General features: G+C 48.8%; 18 protein-coding genes. 11 read left to right on the forward strand and 7 right to left on the reverse strand.

What is annotated here, in order from left to right; translation table 11 throughout:
- The first annotated feature begins 38 nt into the window (after window positions 1–38).
- Together HU175_RS01410 and HU175_RS01415 are read left to right on the forward strand one after the other, a co-directional pair.
- Window positions 39–2171 carry a S9 family peptidase gene (locus tag HU175_RS01410; RefSeq protein ID WP_176564889.1) on the forward strand — a complete coding sequence of 711 codons (2133 nt, stop codon included), beginning with the start codon at window positions 39–41 and terminating at the stop codon, window positions 2169–2171.
- 71 nt (window positions 2172–2242) lie between these two features.
- Window positions 2243–3349 (forward strand): hypothetical protein, encoded by a 1107-nt coding sequence (locus HU175_RS01415; protein WP_176564890.1) that lies wholly within the window; start codon window positions 2243–2245, stop codon window positions 3347–3349.
- A 3-nt stretch (window positions 3350–3352) separates the two neighbouring features.
- Here HU175_RS01415 and HU175_RS01420 read toward each other — a convergent pair whose 3' ends face one another.
- Complete coding sequence (locus HU175_RS01420; protein ID WP_176564891.1) at window positions 3353–4084, reverse strand: NUDIX hydrolase; 732 nt, start codon at window positions 4082–4084, stop codon at window positions 3353–3355.
- Between the two features lie 152 nt (window positions 4085–4236).
- On the opposite strand from HU175_RS01420, the gene HU175_RS01425 reads away from it, so the two are divergent.
- Window positions 4237–5850 carry a carboxylesterase/lipase family protein gene (locus tag HU175_RS01425; protein ID WP_176564892.1) on the forward strand — a complete coding sequence of 538 codons (1614 nt, stop codon included), beginning with the start codon at window positions 4237–4239 and terminating at the stop codon, window positions 5848–5850.
- A 57-nt stretch (window positions 5851–5907) separates the two neighbouring features.
- On the opposite strand, the gene HU175_RS01430 is transcribed toward HU175_RS01425, so the two are convergent.
- Entirely contained in the window at window positions 5908–7392 is a 1485-nt protein-coding gene (locus tag HU175_RS01430; protein ID WP_176564893.1) for a cellulose synthase family protein, read from the reverse strand.
- 221 nt (window positions 7393–7613) lie between these two features.
- Between HU175_RS01430 and HU175_RS01435 the strand changes: the two genes are divergently transcribed.
- The 6 genes from HU175_RS01435 (at window position 7614) to HU175_RS01460 (ending at window position 12336) form a co-directional block, all read left to right on the forward strand.
- Window positions 7614–8411: a Rossmann-like and DUF2520 domain-containing protein gene (locus HU175_RS01435; RefSeq protein WP_176564894.1), complete on the forward strand. Its 798-nt coding sequence runs from the start codon at window positions 7614–7616 to the stop codon at window positions 8409–8411.
- A 177-nt stretch (window positions 8412–8588) separates the two neighbouring features.
- Window positions 8589–9047, forward strand: coding sequence for a hypothetical protein (locus HU175_RS01440; protein WP_176564895.1), 459 nt, complete (start codon window positions 8589–8591; stop codon window positions 9045–9047).
- 13 nt (window positions 9048–9060) lie between these two features.
- A complete protein-coding gene (locus tag HU175_RS01445) occupies window positions 9061–9579 on the forward strand; it encodes a hypothetical protein (RefSeq protein ID WP_176564896.1) in 519 nt (172 codons plus the stop codon).
- A 32-nt stretch (window positions 9580–9611) separates the two neighbouring features.
- Window positions 9612–10601: a WD40/YVTN/BNR-like repeat-containing protein gene (locus HU175_RS01450; RefSeq protein WP_228724283.1), complete on the forward strand. Its 990-nt coding sequence runs from the start codon at window positions 9612–9614 to the stop codon at window positions 10599–10601.
- 61 nt (window positions 10602–10662) lie between these two features.
- Entirely contained in the window at window positions 10663–11754 is a 1092-nt protein-coding gene (locus HU175_RS01455) for a M48 family metalloprotease (protein WP_176564898.1), read from the forward strand.
- 93 nt (window positions 11755–11847) lie between these two features.
- On the forward strand, window positions 11848–12336 hold the full coding sequence (locus HU175_RS01460; RefSeq protein ID WP_176564899.1) for a GtrA family protein: 489 nt from the start codon (window positions 11848–11850) through the stop codon (window positions 12334–12336).
- A 399-nt stretch (window positions 12337–12735) separates the two neighbouring features.
- Here the strand turns inward: HU175_RS01460 and HU175_RS01465 are convergent, their stop codons facing one another.
- Window positions 12736–12987 (reverse strand): hypothetical protein, encoded by a 252-nt coding sequence (locus HU175_RS01465; protein ID WP_176564900.1) that lies wholly within the window; start codon window positions 12985–12987, stop codon window positions 12736–12738.
- A 166-nt stretch (window positions 12988–13153) separates the two neighbouring features.
- On the opposite strand from HU175_RS01465, the gene HU175_RS01470 reads away from it, so the two are divergent.
- Both HU175_RS01470 and HU175_RS01475 read left to right on the forward strand, forming a co-directional pair.
- Window positions 13154–16243 (forward strand): LamG-like jellyroll fold domain-containing protein, encoded by a 3090-nt coding sequence (locus HU175_RS01470; RefSeq protein ID WP_176564901.1) that lies wholly within the window; start codon window positions 13154–13156, stop codon window positions 16241–16243.
- A 259-nt stretch (window positions 16244–16502) separates the two neighbouring features.
- Window positions 16503–17459 carry a glycosyltransferase family 2 protein gene (locus HU175_RS01475; RefSeq protein ID WP_176564902.1) on the forward strand — a complete coding sequence of 319 codons (957 nt, stop codon included), beginning with the start codon at window positions 16503–16505 and terminating at the stop codon, window positions 17457–17459.
- 211 nt (window positions 17460–17670) lie between these two features.
- Here the strand turns inward: HU175_RS01475 and HU175_RS01480 are convergent, their stop codons facing one another.
- The 4 genes from HU175_RS01480 to HU175_RS01495 form a co-directional block, all read right to left on the reverse strand.
- A complete protein-coding gene (locus HU175_RS01480; RefSeq protein WP_228724284.1) occupies window positions 17671–19380 on the reverse strand; it encodes an IPT/TIG domain-containing protein in 1710 nt (569 codons plus the stop codon).
- Window positions 19381–19662: 282 nt separating this feature from the next.
- Window positions 19663–20487: a polysaccharide biosynthesis/export family protein gene (locus HU175_RS01485; protein ID WP_176564903.1), complete on the reverse strand. Its 825-nt coding sequence runs from the start codon at window positions 20485–20487 to the stop codon at window positions 19663–19665.
- Window positions 20488–20513: 26 nt separating this feature from the next.
- Complete coding sequence (locus HU175_RS01490) at window positions 20514–21947, reverse strand: tetratricopeptide repeat protein (protein WP_228724285.1); 1434 nt, start codon at window positions 21945–21947, stop codon at window positions 20514–20516.
- A 91-nt stretch (window positions 21948–22038) separates the two neighbouring features.
- Window positions 22039–22920, reverse strand: a complete 882-nt coding sequence (locus tag HU175_RS01495; protein ID WP_176564904.1) for a hypothetical protein — start codon at window positions 22918–22920, stop codon at window positions 22039–22041.
- Between the last annotated feature and the right edge of the window lie 63 nt (window positions 22921–22983).

Here is a 22983-nt window from a genome sequence, read left to right on the forward strand (position 1 = left end):
CTACGTACATTTACGCATCCCCAAACAACAAACGATCTATGAAAAAACGTTGTTTACTCCTCATCACCACGCTCACGCTGTACGGCATGACACAAGCACAACAAGTATCTCCTCCGAAGGCCGCCGTTAAGCCTAAAGAACTGACGACCAATGGCGACATTCGGATCGACAATTACTATTACCTCAACGAACGCGAAAATCCTGAGGTCATCAAATACCTGACGGACGAAAACACCTACCTCGATCAGGTGATGGCGCCGGTCAAAAATCTGCAGGAAAAGCTCTTCGAGGAAATGAAAGGCCGGATTAAGCAGCAGGACGAATCGGTGCCCTACAAGGAAGGTAACTATTACTACTACGTCAAATACGTAACGGGGGGAGAATACCCGGTCTACTGCCGCAAAAAAGGCTCGCTGGACGCTGCCGAAGAGATTATCTTCGACGGCAATACGATGGCCAAAGGGCATAACTATTTCCAGCTCGGCGGCTACGAAGTATCGGACAACGACGAGCTGGCCATTTTTGCGCAGGATACCGTCAGCCGTCGCCTGTATACGCTGCAGGTCAAAAACCTGAAAACCGGCCAGATCTATCCGGAAGCTATCCCCAACACCGAAGCAGGCAGCTTTGCCTGGGCAGCCGATAACAAAACGCTTTTCTACGTTAAAAAAGACGTAAAAACCCTGCTGGGCTATCAGGTTTACCGGCACGTATTAGGTACCGACCCAAAGAATGACGTACTGGTGTACGAAGAGAAAGACAACCAGTTTTACATGGGCCTAGGCCGGACGAAATCGAAGAAATACATCACCATCGTTTCGGACCAGAACGGCGTCTCGACCGAATACCAACTGCTGGAAGCCAGCAAGCCAACCGACGCGTTCAAAACGTTCCTGCCCCGCGAGAAAGGCCACGAATACGACCTGGTTCACTACAAAGACAAATTCTATATCCGCACGAACTGGAAGGCGGAGAATTTCCGGCTGATGGAAGTCGCCGAGGGAAAAAATGCGGATAAAAACGCCTGGAAAGACGTTATCCCTCATCGCGCCGACGTGTACCTGGCCAACATGGACGTCTTTGCCAATTACCTGGTGCTGGGCGAGCGAAAAGCGGGCCTGACCAACATCCGGGTTATCAACCAGAAAAAGACGGGCACGCCGGCTAAAGACGATTACTACATCGACTTCGGCGAACCGGCTTACGTAGCGGGCATTGGCTACAACCCGGATTTCAACACAAACGTACTGCGCTACTCGTACTCGTCGCTGACGACACCCAGCTCGACCTACGATGTCAACATGGACACCAAGGTCAAGACGCTGAAAAAGCAGCAGGACGTACTGGGTGGCTTCAACAAAGACAACTACGTATCGGAGCGAGTGTATACGAAGTCGCGTGATGGCGTTCAGATCCCGGTCTCGATTGTGTACCGCAAAGGCACGAAAAAAGATGGTTCTGCTCCTTTGCTCCAGTACTCGTACGGCTCGTACGGCTACTCGACTGATCCAGGCTTTAGCTCCACCCGCCTGAGTTTGCTCGACCGGGGTTTCATTTACGCCATTGCCCACATCCGGGGTGGCCAGGAAATGGGGCGTCGGTGGTACGAGGACGGCAAGATGCTGAAGAAGAAAAACACCTTCAACGACTTCGTCGACGTATCGAAGTTCCTGATCGAAAACAAGTACACCAGCTCCGACAAGCTGTTTGCCATGGGCGGCAGCGCGGGTGGTTTGCTGATGGGCGCGGTCATTAATCAGGCTCCGCAGTTATACCGGGGCGTCGTAGCCGCCGTACCATTCGTGGACGTCGTGACGACGATGCTGGACGAAAGTATTCCGCTGACGACGGGTGAGTTTGAAGAATGGGGTAACCCGAAAAACAAGACGTACTACGACTACATGAAGTCGTATTCGCCCTACGATAACGTCGAGAAGAAAGCGTATCCAAACCTGCTCGTCACGACGGGTCTGCACGATTCGCAGGTGCAGTACTGGGAACCCGCCAAGTGGGTTGCCAAGCTACGTACCCTAAAAACCGACAACAACCAACTGCTGCTTCACACCAACATGGAAGCGGGCCACGGTGGTGCATCGGGCAGGTTCCAGGCGTTGAAAGAAACCGCCCTTGAGTACGCGTTCATGCTGAATCTGGTCGGTATCCAGCAGTAATCTTTTTTCTTTTATGATTCCCCTGGTTGCTGCCGACTGGCACTAACCGGGGGAATTTGTATGTTTACCCCATGAGCCAATTGCAACTCGTTCGCATCCCGACGCCCGGCAAAGACAAGACGCCCCTTTCCAAAGCGCAGAAAGAGTTTAACCGACTGACCCGTAAAATCAGTGACCTGGAGCAGCAACTCGTTGACTTCCGGCAGGCCGCTACCTCGCTGCAGCAGCGCGTTCACAAGGAGTACGTACCCCTTCTGAATGAATTGAACAAATTCCGGGCCGATCTTATCTGGCTGTTTGATCGGGCGTACGAACGGAACGAAGTCACCAAAACGGAAAAGAAAAAACTGGCTGATCTGATCAGTAACCTCGCTTACGACCTCATCAGCGAGCACGGTATGGACGAGCTGAAACCCATTTTCGACAAGTACAATACCGATAGCTTCGATGCTACCGATGCTGAAGCAGACGCTCAGATCTCGGACGTAATGAAAGAAATGGTCAGCTCGATGTACGGCATTACGTTCGACCCGGCTGTGGATGTTAGTACCAAGGAAAAATTCACGGCCTACGTCGACGAGCAACTACGTAGCAAGCAGGAAGCCAATGCCGAACGTCAGCAACAGGCTGAGCAGAAACGCGCTCAAAAGCCCAAAACGGCCAAACAACTGGAACGGGAAGCCAAAAAGCAGCTGGAAGAACGTAACATTACCAAGGCTGTTCGGACTCTGTACATGGACCTGGTCAAGGCATTTCACCCTGACCGGGAACCCGATGAAGCCGAGAAAGACCGGAAGACTGAAATCATGCAGCGCGTGACGGAGGCTTACGAGAAAAGCGATCTGCTGGCCCTGCTCCGGCTCCAGCTTGAATTTAATCGCATCGACCAGCAGCATCTCGAAACCCTCGCCGATGATCAGCTTCGGTATTACAACAAAATCCTGAAACAGCAGGCTGAGGAACTGGACAATGAATTGTACGGCATACAGAGCCAGCTTGCGGGTGCTATGGGTCAGCCGTTTATGATGGTCGGCTCCGTACTAGGTCTGGAATTGAGCTTCAACAACGACGTTCGCTCGCTGAAACGAAGTATCAAAGCCACCAAGAAAGACATCAAGGATTTATCCGATCCGGTCGTGCTGAAAGCCTGGCTCAAAACGTATCGAATCCAGCGGTGATCTTTACGCACCGGTCTGAAACCGGTAGAGGTACGGGGCTTTGTGAGCCCCACCACTGTATTTTTTCTCGATTCGTTCGAGCACATCGAGACTCAGCATTTTGCGCTGAAATCCCGACCGGTGCAGCTTTTGACCCAGAATCGTTTCGTACAGGCTCTGTAGTTCGCCCATAGTAAACGTTTCGGGCAATAGAGACGCCAAACCAAGCATTCGGTCCAGATTGGCACGTAACGTATCCAGCGCTTTCTCAACAATATACCGGTGATCCTGCATTAGCGTAGGCAGACTACTCAGTTCCCACCACTCGCAGTGATCGGCCAGCGCATCCGGAATCGGGCTTGCTTTGGTGAAGTCAAGCAGGGCGTAGTACCCGACCGTCACAAACCGGCGCAGCAGCCAATGGTCGTCCGTTGGCGTCAGGCCCTTTCCCTGCATAATGGCGCGCATGGGTTCCGGATCGTAGCGGCCTAAATCGCCGAAAGTATAAAACTGCTCCAGATAAATATCATGCAGCCCAGTCCGTTCGGCCAGTGTACGCCGGGCAGCCTCATTTAAGTCTTCGTTGATTCTCACAAAGCCGCCGGGCAGGGCAAACAGGCTTGTATTTTTGTATTCGAGCAGCAGAATTTTCAGCTGATTCTGATGAAATCCGAAAATAACGAAATCCATAGCCAGCCCTGGCAGAAAACCCTCCCCCCGTGTGTCGCTCACCTTATACTCAGCCTGCTTTTCCATACCCATAAAAAATCGTTGGCAAGTAACGAACAGAATTTGTCAGTTAACCAAGAAAGATTTACTATTGTACCATATTGTTACAATAATAGCATAACAAGGCTAATTGCCTTGTACATTTTTCCTAACAAATACCCTATACTTGGTTATAAGCAATGAAAAAACTAGTTATTCTCTTGTTAACAGCTGTTAGTTTCCTGCCGGATACAATGGCGCAGACTGGGCCTCAGGTCAAGGTAAAGAATGGTACGCTGGAGGGCGTTACCAACGAGAAAACGGGCATCCGGATGTACAAAGGCGTACCGTTTGGTGCCCCCCCCGTTGGTGATCTGCGCTGGAAAGAACCACAGCCCGTCAAAAACTGGCAGGGTGTCCGCAAAGCTGACAAGTTTGGCCCTCGCGCCATGCAGCGGGCCGTTTTCGGCGATATGGGTTTCCGGTCTGATGGCATGAGCGAAGACTGTCTGTATCTAAACGTCTGGACGCCCGCCAAATCAGGTAAGGAGAAACTGCCGGTGCTGGTTTATTTCTACGGCGGAGGTCTGATAGCTGGCGACGGCTCCGAAGGCCGTTATGATGGCGAAAGCATGGCACAGAAAGGTATGGTCGCTGTTACGGTAAACTATCGGCTTTCGGTTTTCGGTTTTATGGCCCACCCGGAGCTGACAAAAGAGTCTCCGCATAAATCGTCGAGCAATTACGGCTTCCTCGATCAGCAGGCAGCGCTGAAGTGGGTACAGGACAATATTGCCGCTTTTGGTGGTGATCCGAAACGCGTAACCATCGCCGGGGAATCAGCCGGATCGATTTCGGTTAGCGCCCAGATGGTGTCGCCCCTGTCTAAAAATCTAATTGCTGGTGCTATCGGAGAGAGCGGTTCGCTGTTGGGTGCGTTGCCCCCCGTCAAACTGGCCGAAGCGGAAGAACAGGGCGTTAAGTTTGCCGAAATGGTTGGTGCAAAATCACTGGCCGACCTACGGGCGATGTCAGCGGAACAAGTTCTGGAAGCAACAGCCAAACCGAACACCCCTCGTTTTTCACCCGCCATTGATGGTTACTTCTTTACGAAGGCTCCCGTCGAGTCATTCAAAGCAGGAGAACAGGCGCACGTACCCCTGCTGGTAGGCTGGAATTCCGAAGAGATGAGTCCGTTTGCCGTGATTGGCCGCGAGCAGCCAACCGCAGAAAACTACAAGAAAGCCGTGCAGCGGTTGTACAACGATAAGGCCGATGAAGTTCTGAAACTATACCCGGCCTCGAACGATGAAGAAGCGCTGCAATCGGCTACTGACCTGGCCAGCGACCGCTTTATTGCCTTCAGCACCTGGCGCTGGGCCGACCTGCAAAGCAAAACGGGCGGTAAGCCAGTGTATCAGTATCTGTTCTCGCGGCCTCGTCCAGCCATGAAAGCCTCCATGGGTAACGCTACGGCAGGTCTGGCTGGTGGTGTCGTACGCGGTGGCGACGCGCCTAAAATGCCCGCAGCGCGGGGAGCCGTTCACTCAGCCGAAATTGAATATGCGATGGGTAACCTGCCGTACAATGATGTTTACCAGTGGACTGCCGACGATTATAACGTATCAAAAGTGATGCAGGAATATTTCGCCAACTTCGTCAAAACCGGTAATCCGAACGGAGCTGGCTTACCCGAATGGCCAGCTCTGAAAGGAGGAGATACTCCACCCGTTATGCACATTGACGTTAACACGCGGGTGGAGCCGGACAAAAACCGGGCACGCTACCTGTTCATGGAAAAATCCGCCCAATAGTCAGCGATACTACCAACTCAATAAAACAAAAAAGGGCGCTCCATAGAGCGCCCTTTTTTATGCCGTCACAGTCTTCTGCCCCGCATGGACCAGCGAGTAAATAAATACCATCCCGAAGCCCACCATCAGCATAATGTGCAGGAAGAACATCCGGAAATCGTTCACATAAAACGCGAGGGCTAGACCTCCCAGAAAGTAAAGCGCCAGTGTCCCCTCTACCAGGGTCAGCCAGTTCAGTTTACGACTTACGTACTTGTTCGCTGCCCAGCTGTCGCTGGATACGTTCACGTTGAATTTAGGCGTTCTGACAAAGGGCGTCTTACGACCAATGTATCCTTCAACCACAGCAATGGTGTTGTGCAGCGACAGCCCCATCATCAGCGACGAGTACATCGGAAAATACCAGGCTAGTTTAGCTTTGTTCTTTTCACCCAATGCCCAGAGCGGGATGCCGTAGAAGGTAATGAGGATCAGCAGATTGACCTGGAACAAGTTGATGACTGTAAACACCGTCTCCCATTCTGGGTGCATCCGTCGAATGTATATCAGCGGTACGCTCAATACGCCTAGTATCAGCACCAGAATAAACGTTGCGCTACTAAAGAGGTGATAAAACGCGTGAACTTTCATGGACAACGAAATGCCCGGCGTTACCAGCACACGCCTGGCCAACTTACGGGCGCATTCAGCTGCGCCTTTCATCCAGCGGTACTGCTGCGATTTCAGGGCGTTCATGGCAACCGGTAGTTCAGCGGGAGAGCCAACGCTTTCGCAGTAGACAAACTTCCAGCCCCGAAGCTGCGCCCGGTAACTCAGATCCAGATCCTCCGTGAGCGTATCGCTTTGCCAGCCGCCCGCATCCAGAATGGCTTCTTTTCGCCACACGCCACCGGTACCGTTGAAATTCGCTAGATATCCGCCCTCGTAGCGTCCGCTTTGCTCAACGGTAAAATGTGCATTCAGACCAAAGGCCTGCAACTGTGTCATCAGCGAAAAATCTTCGTTCAGGTGCTCCCAGCGTGTCTGGACAATAGCGACTCTGGCATCAGAAAAATGAGGTAACGTTTTCAGTAAAAAGTCCGGATCAGGAACAAAGTCAGCGTCGAAAATAGCGATAAATTCTCCCTGGGCGAACGGAAGCCCGTAGGCTAGCGCGCCCGCCTTGAATCCCTTTCGCTCGGGGCGCCGTACGTGCTCGATGTTAAGTCCACGCTGTTTGTATTCGGCCACTTTTCGGGCAATGATCTCGACGGTTTCATCGGTCGAGTCGTCCAGTAGTTGAATATCAAGCTTGTGCTGGGGGTAGTTCAGCTTGGCCACAGAGTCGATCAGCCGCTCCACAACGTAGAGTTCATTATATACCGGAAGCTGAATGGTCACGCTCGGTAGGTCGGCTATATTCGGTCTGTTCTGAATCATTGCCTCTTTCCGACGACGGCGTGAGTTTCGGAGATACGTAATGATGAGACTCAGCTGCCCACAGTTGTAGGCGAACAGGAGAAACAAGGCTAATCCATAAAAAATGAGGATAATTACTTCCATAGGGTACCAGATCGCTTCAGTTAATCGTGATAATTGGGTGGTTTGGCCACCAACATAGCCTCTGAATAAATCAATCCATTTGCTGACAGGCACCCAAGAAACTATTCCTCCCGTGTTTTGTTCCTGTCGCCCCCTACATGATAAGGACCTGTCAGGGCAATAAAGCGATTTCGACTTGGTCAACTGTCCAGCGGGTTACTGAAATTCCTGTATACTTGAACATGGAAATATCGCTTATCGGCGCGGGAAACCTGGCCTGGCACCTGGCCCCCGCCCTCGAAACCGCTGGTCATCATATCAATGAGGTCCATGGTCGCCAGTTAAAGCACGCTCGTCAGCTAATCAGCAATCTATACGATGCCCGGACTCATTCAGACCTGAATTTTGCGGAAAGCCCATCACAGTTGTTTATCCTGGCCGTGTCCGACGACGCCATCGAGTCGGTCTGCTCGCAGCTTGTTTTGCCTGAAGGAGCCACGCTTGTGCATGTATCGGGCAGTCAGTCTTTAACCTCACTGGCGAACTGGATCGATATCTACAGCGATGTTCCTGTTCATACAGGTGTGTTTTACCCGGTACAAACGTTTTCCCGGGAGCAGCCACTCATCGACTTCGCCACTATCCCCTTCTGCATCGAAGCGTCTACCGATACTACGCGTCAGTTGCTGATTCAGATTGCGCAGGATATGAGTCCTATTGTATATACCCTGAATTCGGAAGAGCGGCTTCGATTGCACATGGCCGCCGTGTTTGCCTGTAATTTCACCAACCACTTGCTGGCCATCGCGCACGACCTCCTGGCCACGAACAATCTGCCTTTTGATCTGATACGTCCTCTGGTCGCGGAAACACTGGCTAAGGGACTAAATACCGATGATCCGGCTTCTGTTCAAACTGGACCAGCCCGTCGGCGAGATCAAACGACCATGGGTCGCCATTTGAGTCTGCTAAGTACCCAGCCCGATCTTTATTCTATCTATCAACTCATCAGCGAACGTATTCAACGTGAGTCTGTTTAGTATCAAATAAACGATAATAGACAACAACAACGACTTCTTATATCCCCGTCTGTATACTTTCTATCTATATAAGCTCAATTACCTATCTTTATGATTTTATTCAAGCCACCCTGTGCACGAGTTAGTGGCTTACTTTTTGCAGATTGTAATTTGTGACAGCTTTACTAGTAACGGACGATGAGTACACTAAACGTAACGGCCTACTCGCCTAATAAACTGGAAGTTAAGAGAGGCTCAAACCGTATTCAATTATACGAGCGATACGGAGCAATGGCCTATGGAGTTATTTTACAGATCATTCCAGAAACGGATCAGGCCCAACGCGTTTTAATTGATCTTTTTGCGTCTTCCCAGATCGAAGAATTTAATCCAGCTGACACCCGGGGACTAGGCAGTACCATCATCCGGCTGGCTCGTTCCAGAGCCCTATTTGCCAGAAAAACTATCCCATCCTCCAGCGATCTGTTTACATCGACCACTTCAGCGCCAGGGAACAATAAGCAGGCGAAGTTCGTTTTTAACTTGGCTTTCTGTCAGGGTTTTACGCCAGAAACTATTGCACAACGGTTACAAATACCGTATTCTTCCGTAATGCAAGCAATTCACGAATATTTTTTGTTTCTTCGTACCTCTTAAGCAATCCACGACCTTGAAGACCTACCAATATCTCACAGACGGCATTCTGGAATCGTATTTGCTGGGCTTGGTTTCGGAGGAACAGCAAAAAGACGTCGATCACCTGCTGGAAACCGATCCAGAGCTTCAGCTTCAGCTAAGCGATCTGGAGCAGGATCTGGAAGACCACTTTATGCGCCACGCTGTTCCACCGCCACCGGCAGTCCGGAACGCTGTGCTAGAGCGAATCAGCGAAGGTGAAATTCAGAAGCGGCCTCGTGAGCAGCAATCGTATCAACGTCCTAATTTTACCGAAGGGCCACCCCGTTCTGATTACGTGAACGTCGAAGTTGACGATACACACATTCGCGTTCATAAATACTGGCGTCCGGCTTTCATCGCGGTATTTGTCCTATCGAAAGTTTTCCTGATTGCGGGCCTGTATTATTACTTCAAAGCAGACAGTATGGCCGCCGAGATCGCGCGCCTGAAAGCAGCCGCAGAACAAACAAGTACTATGTCCGGTAATCGAACAACGCCGGTTAATCCATGATGCGCAGCGTACTTTTTTTAGTCATTAATATATTGTTTTTATCTCCTGTGGTTGCCCAATGGCAACCACAGGTCGTTCATACCGATGCCAGTTTCCGGGCCGTGAGTGCCGCCAGTGCTGATGTGGTCTGGATCGGTGGTACAAAAGGCACCTTTGTGCATACGTCCGATGGCGGTAGCTCGTGGCAGACGGGAACTGTTCCCAACGCCGAAACCTGCGATTTCCGCGACGTTCAGGCTATCGATGCCAAGACAGCTTATCTGATGAGCGCGGGGCCCGCCGAGAAAGGGCAGGCTCGCATCTATAAAACGACCGATGGTGGAGGCACCTGGACGCTACAGTACCAGACCCAGCAGCAGGGGGTTTTCTTCGATGGTATGGCTTTCTGGAATCCCCAGCATGGGATTGTCTTCAGCGATCCGGTCGATGGCAAGTGGGTTATTCTCACCACCGACAATGGCGGCACTACCTGGCAACCCGTTTCTCCGACCGCTCTCCCGCCTATGCAGCCTAATGAAGCGGCTTTTGCGGCCAGTGGTACCAGTATTGTTACGCAGGGTAAACAGAATGTCTGGATTGTCTCGGGGGGTGGAACAGTCAGTCGGGTTTTTCGCTCTACAGATCGCGGACAAACCTGGTCTGTTCATAGCACACCCTTGCCGGCCGGTGAAGCAACGGGCTTGTTTGGTATGCAGTTTTTTACAGGTAAAAACGGAATGGTGGTCGGCGGAAACTACAAACAGGAGAAACTGGCTGGTCCAAACGCAGCCGTCACCCGCGACGGTGGACAGACCTGGCAGCTCGTTGCCCCAACCAATCCGCCCGGTCTGAAGGAAGCTATTGCCCTGCTACCCGGCGAACGATTGTTGACCGTTGGACCATCAGGGACTGCCCTCTCTGCCGATCAAGGGCAAACCTGGCAGCAGATCGACACGGAAGGCTTCCATTCTGTATCCTGCGTAAAAGGTACCTGCTACGCCGTTGGCGGCAAAGGGAAAGTAATGGTACAGCGGTTCAAGTAAAATACAGACGTTCTTTCGTTCGTTATTGAGCCGTGTTGAACGATTAACCTCCTCTGGTTCTGTGAAAACGGCTCTTTCTTTCCTCTTTGTAAGCATTACGGTCTGCAGCCAGGTGACTGCTCAAACAAACCCGGCCTTCCCTACCCGTCCTGAAGCATTTATCTGCAACTATACCGGGCATACGACCGATGAGCAGGTAATCTGTTCGGGTACCACCTCCTCCAACGCTCATGCCCAGAAAGTTGTTGATCGCATACTGAAGCCAATTGGGCTGATGCGCAACTTCAAAATCATGGAGTGTTCCAATACCGAGAATTGCTTTGCTACGGTCCTCAAAGGACAGCGTTACATTGTTTATGACGGTGCTTTCATGAAAAGCATTGAGGAAGAAACCGAAACCGATTGGTCAGCCATCAGTATTATGGCCCACGAAATAGGACATCATCTACAGGGGCACACCATCGACGGTCGGGGTGGTCAACCGCAGAAAGAGATCGAAGCTGATAAGTTTTCAGGTTTCGTGCTGCATCAATTAGGCGCTTCGCTGGAGGAATCCATGGTGGCCGTACGGGCGCTGGGCGATGAACACGCTACGTCAACGCACCCGGCTAAACCCGCCCGTCTTGATGCTATCCGGAAAGGCTGGCTGGAAGCCGAAGCGCTGTACCCGCGAACTCGATCAGCAGTCAAACCTGCCGTGGCTATTTCGCCGAAGCCAATTACGCCTGCTGCGTCGCCGTTGTCTACCCAGACATCTGCTCCAGCACGAACGATCAATCGCCCTGTAGCCGCAACCGTTGGCTGCATTTCGGGCGATTGTGAAGACGGAAAGGGTATTTTTGTTTATCCAACCCGGGAGCGATACGTAGGAGAATTTGAAGAAGGAGACAAACACGGCGAAGGCACCGAATACTACGCCGACGGCAAACTGAAGTACAAAGGCAACTTTCGCGACAATCTCCGCTCCGATTACGGGGTTTATTTCTACCGGAACGGCGATAAATATGCAGGCTGGTTCCAGAAAAACGTACCTAATGGCAAAGGAATCTACCAGTTTGCCGACGGTGCCCGTCTGACAGCTACGTTTAAAAATGGCCAGCCTCTTCCCGGCGGTTCGTATGCTGCTGCCAACAGTGACCGGGGCGGTCAGTAAACCTGGTATGCATGTAGACTTGCTAAGCTTTGTCTCGATGTACCCGCAAATGCAAGTTTCGTCCTAACTTGCGGCCTTTTCGAGAAGGGTATTGTGAAAAACAGCTTATTTAATCAGAAAGACCTTGTTGCTTATTTTATAGTTGCGGCCATTGGCGCCCTGTTACAGCTGTTGATAAGCACATTATTACAGGAGTGGTTTAAACTCTCTTATGAACAGGGGCTCCTCGGTGGTTATGTCTTCTCTTTCTTCGTTGGCTTTTTTCTGACCAAACTCTTTGCCTTTAACGCGAAAAACTCGGCGAAAACACGCCGGGAAATGGTCAAATTTTCGCTTGTCTCGATTATCTCCGGGGCAATAACCGTTTATGGCTCCTCGGTCATCTACTCAGTATCTGTTGCGCTTTTCGGCGTATACCAGCTCACAATCCCTTACTCCATCAAGACTATTAACGTGAACAAACTGCTGTCACATACCAGCGGTATGGGCCTAAGTTTTATCAGTAACTACATTCTGCACAAAACATTTACGTTCAAAAACACGGGTTTCTACGAGCGGCTCAAGCGGTTACTACAACTGTAACATCCCCATCTTCTATCGTCCTTCGCAACAGCTGACTTCAGCATTCTCGGCAGAATATTGAACTATTAAAAGAATTAGTATTCATATTGATTCGCAGTAATTACTCTCTCTAGTTTGGTTGATAAATTGCTAGTAGTTTAGTTGGATGTAATTGATATACTGGCTACTAACTACCATACTCTGACGGCCAACCTTCAGTAAATACTTAGTCATATCCTGTAGTTTACCATACAAGTAATTTTAAGGCTTTTCAAGTTTGTTGCATTTATTTCACTCTTGGCAAAAATGTTGTTCTGTAGTGATGTAGATAACTAACAACTCTCTAGGCTGTCTCCTTGCAAATTAATTATCAGTCTATAAATCCTTCTTCAATTAACCCGATAATCAACTCAAACTTAATTAGACAGAAATGAAGCTTCTAGTATACTTAGCCAGTTTTCTGATCGGAGCGAACGCACTGGCCCAGTTACCATCACCGCCAAAGACCTTAATGGCTCTTAATTCGGTATATACTTCTGCAAGTCTCATTGAAAAATTAAAGTGTGAAACAAAGGCTCCTGTATTAGTTTCTCTAAATGCACCTCTGCCACCAAAGGCAGTAGCGCCTGCAGTAGCCGATATCACCGTTAGTGGTTTTACGAATGCTGCCATTCAGGCGGCTGTCAACGCGGCTCCTTCGTCGGGAGCCAGAATTATTTTACCAGCCGGCCGATACATATTTACAGATCAGGTAAGTCTTATTAATAAAAGCAACCTTGCGTTCGTCGGTGACGGGAATGCTGAGTTTTATGTTCCGTCCAATGTTCGCGTCGGCCATATGCTGAGTGCTTTGGGGCCGGTCAACAATATCCGGGTAACGGGTATTCTCTTCAACAATCAATCGTCGGGCGAAGGACAGGGGATGATTTTCTCGAACGAGCAAGCCCCGCTTGATACGTATGAAATTGATCACTGCGCCTTTACAGGGCCTAACGTCAACTGCAACGCCATCAAGTTTAATGCGCAGTCATACGGCACCGGTTCAAACGTATCAGTACCCGTTAAAAACGTTTACATCCACCATAATACCTTTTTCAGCCTGGGCCGCATGGGTATTGAGATGCAGAACCACGGCTGGGAACGGGGTGAAACTATTGCCTGGCAGCTCGACAATTACCGGATTGAGGATAACGAATTTTCAGACCTCGGACGGGTTGATGGGAGCAATGGGATGGCGATCTCGTTCACCGGTCCGAATCAAAATATTTACATTCGGCGGAATAAAGTTGTTGACGCGAAATATGCCGCCTATGAGTTTGTAGGTTCCAGGTACGTGGAGATGACCAATAATACGGCTACGGCTGTCAACAACACATACACGGGAATTAGTATATCTGACAATAGTCACCACGTAACAACTCAGCTTAAGTTTACCAACAACAATATCGTTGTAAAGGGTAATGCCTTCCAAAGCTACGGTGGAGACGGCGGATCGGTTACAAACTGGGAAGCAACCAATAATACCTTCATTTCCACAACACCTTCATCCGGCGACATGGGTAGTATAAAGCTCCAACGGACTTCCGGAGGGCGCTTTATTAACAACACTGTACGCACGGGCGGCACGAACGCTATATTTTTTGATAACGCCCCCCAGAATTTTTTTGCTAGTAATTCTTTCAGCAACGAGGATAGTCCCAGCAATGATATTCTGATTCGTTTCTATAATTCAGGCACGTATAACAACGAACTGGCTAACTCTAACACCTACAAAAAGCAACAAGGGTTCGTAACAAGCAACTACGCTCGGGAAGAGAGCGGTGCTTATAACAACATTTTCGGTGGCACCACCCCGCCCCCCAACCCGCCACCAACCTCTAATGTCACAGGCACTATCCTGCTGCTTAACGGTAACGGCAGCGACGGCAGCCAGAACATCGTCGATGCCTCCCCCATGGCCCGCCCTGTTTCTCAGCAAGGCAGCGTGCGCATCAGCACCGCCCAGAAAAAGTACGGCCCCTCCTCGCTCTACTTCGATGGCAACTCCTACCTGACCATCCCCAGCAGTTCCGACTTTGACTTCGGCACCGGTGACTACACCATCGAGTGCTTCATGTACCCAACCGCCACCAGCGACTACCCTACCATTGTCTCCCGGCGCACCAACTCGGGCGGGGTGGTCTGGAACACCAACATCTCCCCCAACAACGCTGGTTTTGGGCTTAACGTGACCAACAGCAACAACAGCTTCCTCAACCCGGGCCCGCTGTCCAACAACCAGTTTTCGCTCAACACCTGGTACCACGTAGCGGTGGTAGCCTCGGGCGGTCAGCGCAAGCTGTACGTCAATGGGTCGCTGGTAGCCACGGCCAGTTCGGTGCCGTCGATGGAACTCAACCCTGACAAAGGGCTGCTCCTGGTAGGGGCTCAGGGTTCAGGATCCAATCGGTTCCAGGGCTACATGCACTTGCGGCTGACCCAGGGGAAAGCCCTCTACACCAACAACTTCACCCCGCCCGAGACCTTCGATGCGTCTTTGCCGCCAGTCACAACGCCAACACCAACTCCGACACCAACCCCTTCAACCGGTACGGTGCTGCTGCTCAACGGCAACGGCAGCGACGGCAGCCAGAACATCGTCGATGCCTCCCCCATGGCCCGCCCTGTTTCTCAGCAAGGCAGCGTGCGCATCAGCACCGCCCAGAAAAAGTACGGCCCCTCCTCGCTCTACTTCGATGGCAACTCCTACCTGACCATCCCCAGCAGTTCCGACTTTGACTTCGGCACCGGTGACTACACCATCGAGTGCTTCATGTACCCAACCGCCACCAGCGACTACCCTACCATTGTCTCCCGGCGCACCAACTCGGGCGGGGTGGTCTGGAACACCAACATCTCCCCCAACAACGCTGGTTTTGGGCTTAACGTGACCAACAGCAACAACAGCTTCCTCAACCCGGGCCCGCTGTCCAACAACCAGTTTTCGCTCAACACCTGGTACCACGTAGCGGTGGTAGCCTCGGGCGGTCAGCGCAAGCTGTACGTCAATGGGTCGCTGGTAGCCACGGCCAGTTCGGTGCCGTCGATGGAACTCAACCCTGACAAAGGGCTGCTCCTGGTAGGGGCTCAGGGTTCAGGATCCAATCGGTTCCAGGGCTACATGCACTTGCGGCTGACTAAGGGGCAGGCTCTCTACACCGATAACTTCACTCCGCCCGAGACCTTCGATGCGTCTTTGCCGCCAGTCACAACGCCAACACCAACTCCGACACCAACCCCTTCAACCGGTACGGTGCTGCTGCTCAACGGCAACGGCAGCGACGGCAGCCAGAACATCGTTGATGCCTCCCCCATGGCCCGCCCTGTTTCTCAGCAAGGCAGCGTGCGCATCAGCACCGCCCAGAAAAAGTACGGCCCCTCCTCGCTCTACTTCGATGGCAACTCCTACCTGACCATCCCCAGCAGTTCCGACTTTGACTTCGGCACCGGCGACTACACCATCGAGTGCTTCATGTACCCAACCGCCACCGGCGACTACCCTACCATTGTCTCCCGGCGCACCAACTCGGGCGGGGTGGTCTGGAACACCAACATCTCCCCCAACAACGCTGGTTTTGGGCTTAACGTGACCAACAGCAACAACAGCTTCCTCAACCCGGGCCCGCTGTCCAACAACCAGTTTTCGCTCAACACCTGGTACCACGTAGCGGTGGTAGCCTCGGGCGGTCAGCGCAAGCTGTACGTCAATGGGTCGCTGGTAGCCACGGCCAGTTCGGTGCCATCGATGGAACTCAACCCTGATAAGGGTGTGCTAATGGTAGGGGCTCAGGGGGCGGGTTCATGCCGTTTCCAGGGCTACATGCACCTGCGGCTAACTAAGGGTCAGGCCCTTTACACCAACAACTTCAATCCGCCTACGTCATTTTAGAATATAATTCTTGACAAAGAAAACAGCCTGTCAAACGGATAGTTGTCCGTTTGACAGGCTGTTTTCTTTGTTTTATACCTTAACTTATTGTTATATACGAGAAACTTAATAAAGTCTTTATTGAATAAATGACACTTTAAAAATAAAACGGGAACCCGTCTAACCAATGGATAATAAAATCCAGAAAATAACAAGCCCTTTTATTTATCCATAAATTAGAGCTTAATTTTATTGATTAATCACTACCTCTCCAACTACTTTGCAAGGACCACAAATTTCTATCGTTGCTCCTTTATACAACGAGACTGAATCGTTTCGACATCTTGTTACTCGTTTGAACGCAGTAATGGATGCTTCATCGTTAGCAATTGAAATTGTTTTAATAGATGATGGAAGTGTAGACGACACAGCAACTTTAATGCAACAACTTGCTCTTAGTGACGCACGTTATCAATGCATATTTTTATCTCGAAATTATGGCCATCAAATCGCTTTAACGGCAGGTATGGCGGTTGCCGTTGGAACTGAAGCTATTTTTATTATTGACGGTGATCTCCAAGATCCTCCTGAATTATTATCTGATTTCTACAAAAAATATTGCGAAGGTTATGATGTCGTTTACGCTGTTCGGAAAAAACGTAAAGAATCCTGGATAAAGCGTACTGCCTATTCCACTTTTTATAGATTCATGCGTTCTATATCTTACGTAGATATTCCGCTTGATAGTGGTGATTTTTCACTTGTCAGTCGGCGAGTTGTTGATATTATCAACCAAATGCCTGAGGAAAGTCGATTTGTCCGCGGAATGAGAAGCTGGATAGGTTTTAAACAGATCGGAATTGAATACGAACGAGATGCTCGTCTGGCGGGAGAATCGAAATATTCCTTTAAGATGCTAAGAAAACTGGCTTATAATGGCATTTTCAACTTTAGTGAATATCCTATAAAGGTTGTAACAAAGCTCGGTATAGTAGCAATCGGTATCTCTATTCTGTATTTTGTGCAAACGTTAGTAAAAAAACTGTTTTTTTCCAGTGTTCCTCAAGGCTTTACAGCCATACTTTTCGTAATCATACTTTTTGGTGGAGTACAGTTAATTGCATTGGGTATGATCGGTGAATATGTACTTCGTATCTTTTTTCAAACCAAGGGCAGACCCTTATATATAATAAAAGAAATCATTCGAGAAAAACAGCGGCAAGATTCACCTAAATAATCAATGCATATTTGAAACAATAATTAATTTACCAATTTTTTATATTTATTTAATTATACTGAATAAAAATGTGTTTCATTTTCTTTTATTTATAAATGGCTCATTAAACCAAAGATTACTTTCAGGTAATAGTTATATTTATTAAGAGATACTTTTAAAGAAATATTTTCACTTCTCTAAAAGTATCTCTTAATAAATCATTCTATAAAGGCTAACGATCGTAATTCGCGTTCTGCGGATCAAAATTTGTCCATCCCTGTAGCCAGTTTTCAGTACCAAACGCCCCACGGTACGCGGTTTGGGTAAAGAATGAGTCGGCTACTTTTCCTCCAGTGACCGCTCCCGTTAACAGAGGGGAACTCGCTTGTAATAAAAAGCTAGGGGCAGTTAGATTAAAGGTTGACGAATTTAACAACAGAGACGCAACTGCTGATGAAGGAACAATCTGATTAGATCGCGTCGTATTGTTAAAATACGTCGTTGCAATATCTGTCGTTACGGCGCCCCCACCAACAATCGGTGTTAATGAGTTGGCCAGCGTTACTCCTTTTAAATCGATTGTTCCACCATTTACGTTGGCAAGCGTACCAGTCGTAGTTCCTTCAAGACGCAGGCCCTCGGGAAAACCATAAAACAACGAGTTATAGACACTTATCGCCGTATTGCGGGTTAAATGAAGACCAGCCTGAAAACTACCTCCTCCCCGGCTTGTAGTGGCTGTGCTAGGCGTACCACTTGTAACGAAGATACTCATATTCGTAAATACAGGAGCCGTTTTGGGCGCTCCGTTTTGGCTTGTTAACGGTACACCAACGGCATTTTCACCTGGGTCAAAGTTTTGCGAATAAATGCCATTGGCGACTGCTCCTGCAGGACCGGCCACTTCAGGATCACGTAATCCTACGCCAAACTGCACTTTGCCGTAATACCCCCAGTCAGTATTAAAATCATTCGTCGTACCCCGCAATGCAACCAGATGCTTAGTATTTACTGAGCCACCATACCAGCCGAATGAATGATTACGGGAGTAAGAAACCTGGACGTTATCAATGATGGTGCCGTTACCAACGCCATACATTGTTAAACCGCTTGTCTGCCCATTGGTTGAATTTGCCACGCTAACTCCTGCAAACTCAATACGAACATACCGTAGCGTTCCGCTGTTGTCTTCTGGTTCATTATACGTTTCTGTCGTTCCTCGTATACCACCTAGATAAGAAGTTGCCCCAGGACGGTTTATGGGCGATTTACCGATCAGAATGATTCCGCCCCAGTCACCATAATTACGCTGACCGGCAGCTTTGCTGGAGGTAAATACAATAGGTTCGGAGGCAGTACCGTTGGCAATCAGCTTACCAACCCTTTCTACAATGAGTGTTCCAGCTCTGCCTAAGCCTTCAGGGTCTCGCTCGGGTCCCGCTCCACGAATTACAGTTCCGGGCTGGATTGTCAATGTGTAGTTGGTTGCCACGTAAACAAATCCTCGTAATACGTAGGTTGTATCTTTTGACCAAACCGTATTGGCTCTGATTGTTCCCTGCTTTTCAGCAACGGGCTTGTTCGACACTGTAAATGATACGCTGCTTTGCGCCGTTTGGCCAGTTGCTGTGCTTACGGAAACGACACCAGTTGTTGCTGCGGTTGCCGGTACGACAATGACCAGTTGCGTAGAGGACGCAGAAACAATTGTCGCAACCGCACCTCCAACTGTAACGGTGTTACTACTGGGCGTAGCAGAGAAATTCGTTCCTGAGATGGCTATGGTGCTTCCAATTGGAGCCGTTGTAGGATTAATCGATGTAATTGTGGGAACAGCTGGTACCGGATCTGGGTCCTTTTTACAGGCCTGCAGGAGTATCATAAAGCCTGCGAAAATAGGCAGTACGTACTTCCAGTTCTTTAAACGATTCATATCTTTCATTTTACTTGGAAACTGGTTGGTTAGAGAATGAGATTATGTAGCATTTGTGCCCAAGAAGCGCGTTCGGCTATACAACCACCTGCAGAGTGAACGAAGGTATCCGCGTTCTGGTATCAAACTTCTGATGTGAATAAAAAGTCCAGTAATCTATATAGGTAATACCGGATCATACATTGTGACCCTAAATCATAGTTGATGGTTGTACGCTGATCGTCTATATACACGTAAATACACAAAGGGGCAGCTACTCGACTGCCCCTTTGTGTATTTACGTGTACTTTTTTATCTATTATATGTTATAATAATAGCGACAAAGGACAAGGCACTCAGAATTATTGGTACGACTTGGTAAAGCCGGTCTGCGCTGGCAACGCGAGCACTACCCGGTTCTACGTAGACAATATCGTTGGGGTGCAAATAATAATAAGGGGACTTAAATAAATCACGTTTCGTCAGATCAAGCCGGGCAAATGTCTTTTTCCCATTTTCTTCCCGAATGACCAGCACATTTTTGCGTTGTCCATAGATCGTCAAATCGCCAGCCAGACCTAATGCCTCCGGTAGCGTTATCTGCTCATTCGCAATTGTAAAAAGTGATGGACGCTGGACTTCACCAAGTACAGAGATTCTAAAGTTTAGATTGCGGACGTTAACCGTTGGCTCTTTCAAGTACGTTTTTAGCTTCTCACGAATTGCTTCTGCGATCTGACTTGTTGTTTTATCCCTGACCGGTAGGCTGCCAATTAACGGAAGTGTAATTGTACCTTCATTACTCACCAAATAACCAAGTGAATTGGGTAAAGGAGCGATCGACGACGGATTTGGTTGATTGCTGCTAGCACCAATCGCTGCGTAAGGATTAAAGAAAGACGAAGCTTCCTGATTCAGACTATTTACCTGAACAGAAATGACATCGCCAACCTGAACTTTAGGTACGTAACGTTCAACTCCCTGTAGCGTATCTGTGCCGTTTCCCTGCAATCCCTGGAAATAAATTAATTGACGGGACGAAATACAGCCGCTATTCTGCACTAGCATAAAGAACAGTACGGCTTTTAAAGAAAATGCAGTTAAAGAGGAGATTTGATTAAGTAGATACTGCTTCATTTGTTATTGGTCAGTTGATTCAATTATTAAGGATTTTGCATTTCTTTGGCTATGGTTTTGTCGTATTCCTGATTAGCCATTTCGAGGAATTTGCCAGTTACCCAGCCAATATCTGAATCCCGGATGAAGACGAAACGCTTGGTAAGATTTCCATTTGCGTAAACATTGGAGATACCCTCCAGTAGCAATGCACCAGCAATAATCTGCTTTTCGCTGAACTGAGACTGGGCGTTCAGGATATCTGCTTCTGCTTTCCGACGTACCTCGGGGTCAGTGATCGCCGTCAGGTCCGGATTAATCAGTAGCTTGTAATTTGACATTGCCAGCTGCTTGAATCGTTCTATATCAGCTCTGGTTATTGGGACAGCAGTGGTCCCAGCTTTCTCCGGATGCAGATAAGTCACCATTGCCCAGGCAGCTCCTCCCCCCACGCCCACCGTCCGGCGCTGCTGTATTCCGGGTTCATTAGCGAAAGCTGTTTTCATTATACCTTCGGTGATATCGTTCATCACTCGTTGGCCTTCCTGCTTGTATGATTCAAGGTCCAGTGACCGTTGATTATCGATTTGATTCGTTAGCGTTTTCGTTCCGTATGGTATGGTGATTGGGTGGAATACCTGTTTTTCATCAAAATACCCACCCTTCGTATTACCACTACCGATATCTATACAGGCCGTTGTCTGCCACATTTTTCGGGGAATCGCCCCGACAACATACAGCTCGGCCTCTCTGGCAGCGGTTAACGTTGTATCAATTTTTAAGCTGTCATTAGCCACCAGTTTAGTCAACAGCTTATAAAGCTGAGCCTTTTTCTCAGGCGTTTTTCCGAGTGTTTCGTTGACCCCGCTACTGAAGGCAATGTATACATGCTTATTTAAAATGTTGTAATGACGTATAGAATCTATATACGCTTTCATCACCGTCTGTGCATCATCGAAAGACTGATCCGTTCCTGACACAAGACTTACATTGGGTGATAATGGCTTCGAACGAATGTCTTTGTTATAGAATCCATTTTCGAATGTTGTCCGGAATATTGCCAGTTTTACGCCAGAAGAACCAATGTCGATGCCTGCGTACAGCGCCTTTCCGGTTACCAGGTCAATTAATTCCTGCATTGCCGTAACACTGGCAGCAAAGTTCAACTTTCTATAAATCTCGAGTGCTTTTTGGTAAGATCGCACAGCTTCAGCATTGCTTTGCTGATCGGCATAAGCCATGCCCATGTTCTCATAAGCAACGGCTTCCCAGTAAGGGTCGTTACCCTGTATCAATCCCAATGCCCGCTGCAGAAGCTCAATGGCCTGCTGAGGCTTATCCACAGCACGTAACGTATTCCCTAATTTAATGTAATGAATTACTTCAGGTTTAGTCTGTGCTTTCTGTGCTATTCCTGGTAATGTTATCCAGATAATTAGTAGCAATCCAGGAAACAAACTCCTTATTCGCATATAAAACATGGCCTTGTACAAGCCCTGTATGTAAAGTTTGATACTCTCAAATAAGCGCAATACTAGCCATTTATTAGCTATACCCCCTAATTATGCCCGATCAGACTCCTGGTTTCTTATTCAGTTCCAATTCCAGGTCACTTTCCTCTGATGCTGGGGCTTTTTGCGCCGGTTTACTTTTCTGAGTTTGTGAAGAACGAGTTGTATTTACTGCCTTTTGCTCTGTATTATTTTCATTACGGACAGTTGTCTGGTCTTTACCATTCTGCGTTTGTACTTTGTTTACTCTTGCCGAAGGCTTGACAACTGGTTCTGCACTAACTTTCGTTGCAGGCTCGATAGTTTCTACTTTCGCTTCCTGACTAGTTGTAGCTGGAACAGGCAAATTATCAGATGGCTCATTATTTACCTGCTGTGTATCATTCGCTTGATCACATAAGCTCGGTATTAGTTGGCATTTGTATGTATAACCAGTATAGCCAACGCCACCTAACACGACTAAAATAGCCGCCCATTTCAAAAGGGGTGATAAGCCTTTTAGCTGTTCGGATGCAGGGGCTGCAATGTAACTCCCTCCTCTACCATTAAGAGTTACCGTCTGCTGACCATCTCCTGATTTAAGGACTAGATTTCCGGTATAATGCCCCGTTCTATTGGGAGAGAAACGTATGTGTACAAAAGTACCGCCCTCGCCAGGAGTGAACGTCAACTCGTCTTCAAAAACGAGTTTCTTTACCCCAATTGCAATCTGAAACACATCAGGTGAGTCCGAATACAGATTAACAGGAGCACTTTCTCCCTCTTGCGTGATTTTAATAAGCCTGAAGCATTCATCATCAATATCAGTCTTATCAAAATCGACACTTGTCTTGTTGACGAAAACGGCACCCGTTTTCGCTACTTTTTCATTATTTAAAGCTGCAGAATTTATTTCCTGAAGCCGTCCTAATTGCTTCGAACTTTCGTCTAAATTATTAATCATAGCTGTTCAGATTATCCATTTGACTATTATTCACCCTATATAAAACAGCTTATTCTGGCTCTT

The organism is Spirosoma sp. KUDC1026 (assembly GCF_013375035.1).
GTDB lineage: Bacteria > Bacteroidota > Bacteroidia > Cytophagales > Spirosomataceae > Spirosoma.

Coding starts and splice junctions, on each gene's coding strand:
- HU175_RS01410 (WP_176564889.1), top strand. CDS start 39: ATGAAAAAACGTTGTTTACTCCTCATCACCACGCTCACGCTGTACGGC.
- HU175_RS01415 (WP_176564890.1), top strand. CDS start 2,243: ATGAGCCAATTGCAACTCGTTCGCATCCCGACGCCCGGCAAAGACAAG.
- HU175_RS01420 (WP_176564891.1), bottom strand. CDS start 4,084: ATGGAAAAGCAGGCTGAGTATAAGGTGAGCGACACACGGGGGGAGGGT.
- HU175_RS01425 (WP_176564892.1), top strand. CDS start 4,237: ATGAAAAAACTAGTTATTCTCTTGTTAACAGCTGTTAGTTTCCTGCCG.
- HU175_RS01430 (WP_176564893.1), bottom strand. CDS start 7,392: ATGGAAGTAATTATCCTCATTTTTTATGGATTAGCCTTGTTTCTCCTG.
- HU175_RS01435 (WP_176564894.1), top strand. CDS start 7,614: ATGGAAATATCGCTTATCGGCGCGGGAAACCTGGCCTGGCACCTGGCC.
- HU175_RS01440 (WP_176564895.1), top strand. CDS start 8,589: ATGAGTACACTAAACGTAACGGCCTACTCGCCTAATAAACTGGAAGTT.
- HU175_RS01465 (WP_176564900.1), bottom strand. CDS start 12,987: ATGGCAGCATTCGTAAAACCACTAACGGTGATATCGGCTACTGCAGGC.
- HU175_RS01470 (WP_176564901.1), top strand. CDS start 13,154: ATGCTGAGTGCTTTGGGGCCGGTCAACAATATCCGGGTAACGGGTATT.
- HU175_RS01480 (WP_228724284.1), bottom strand. CDS start 19,380: ATGAAAGATATGAATCGTTTAAAGAACTGGAAGTACGTACTGCCTATT.
- HU175_RS01485 (WP_176564903.1), bottom strand. CDS start 20,487: ATGAAGCAGTATCTACTTAATCAAATCTCCTCTTTAACTGCATTTTCT.
- HU175_RS01490 (WP_228724285.1), bottom strand. CDS start 21,947: ATGTTTTATATGCGAATAAGGAGTTTGTTTCCTGGATTGCTACTAATT.
- HU175_RS01495 (WP_176564904.1), bottom strand. CDS start 22,920: ATGATTAATAATTTAGACGAAAGTTCGAAGCAATTAGGACGGCTTCAG.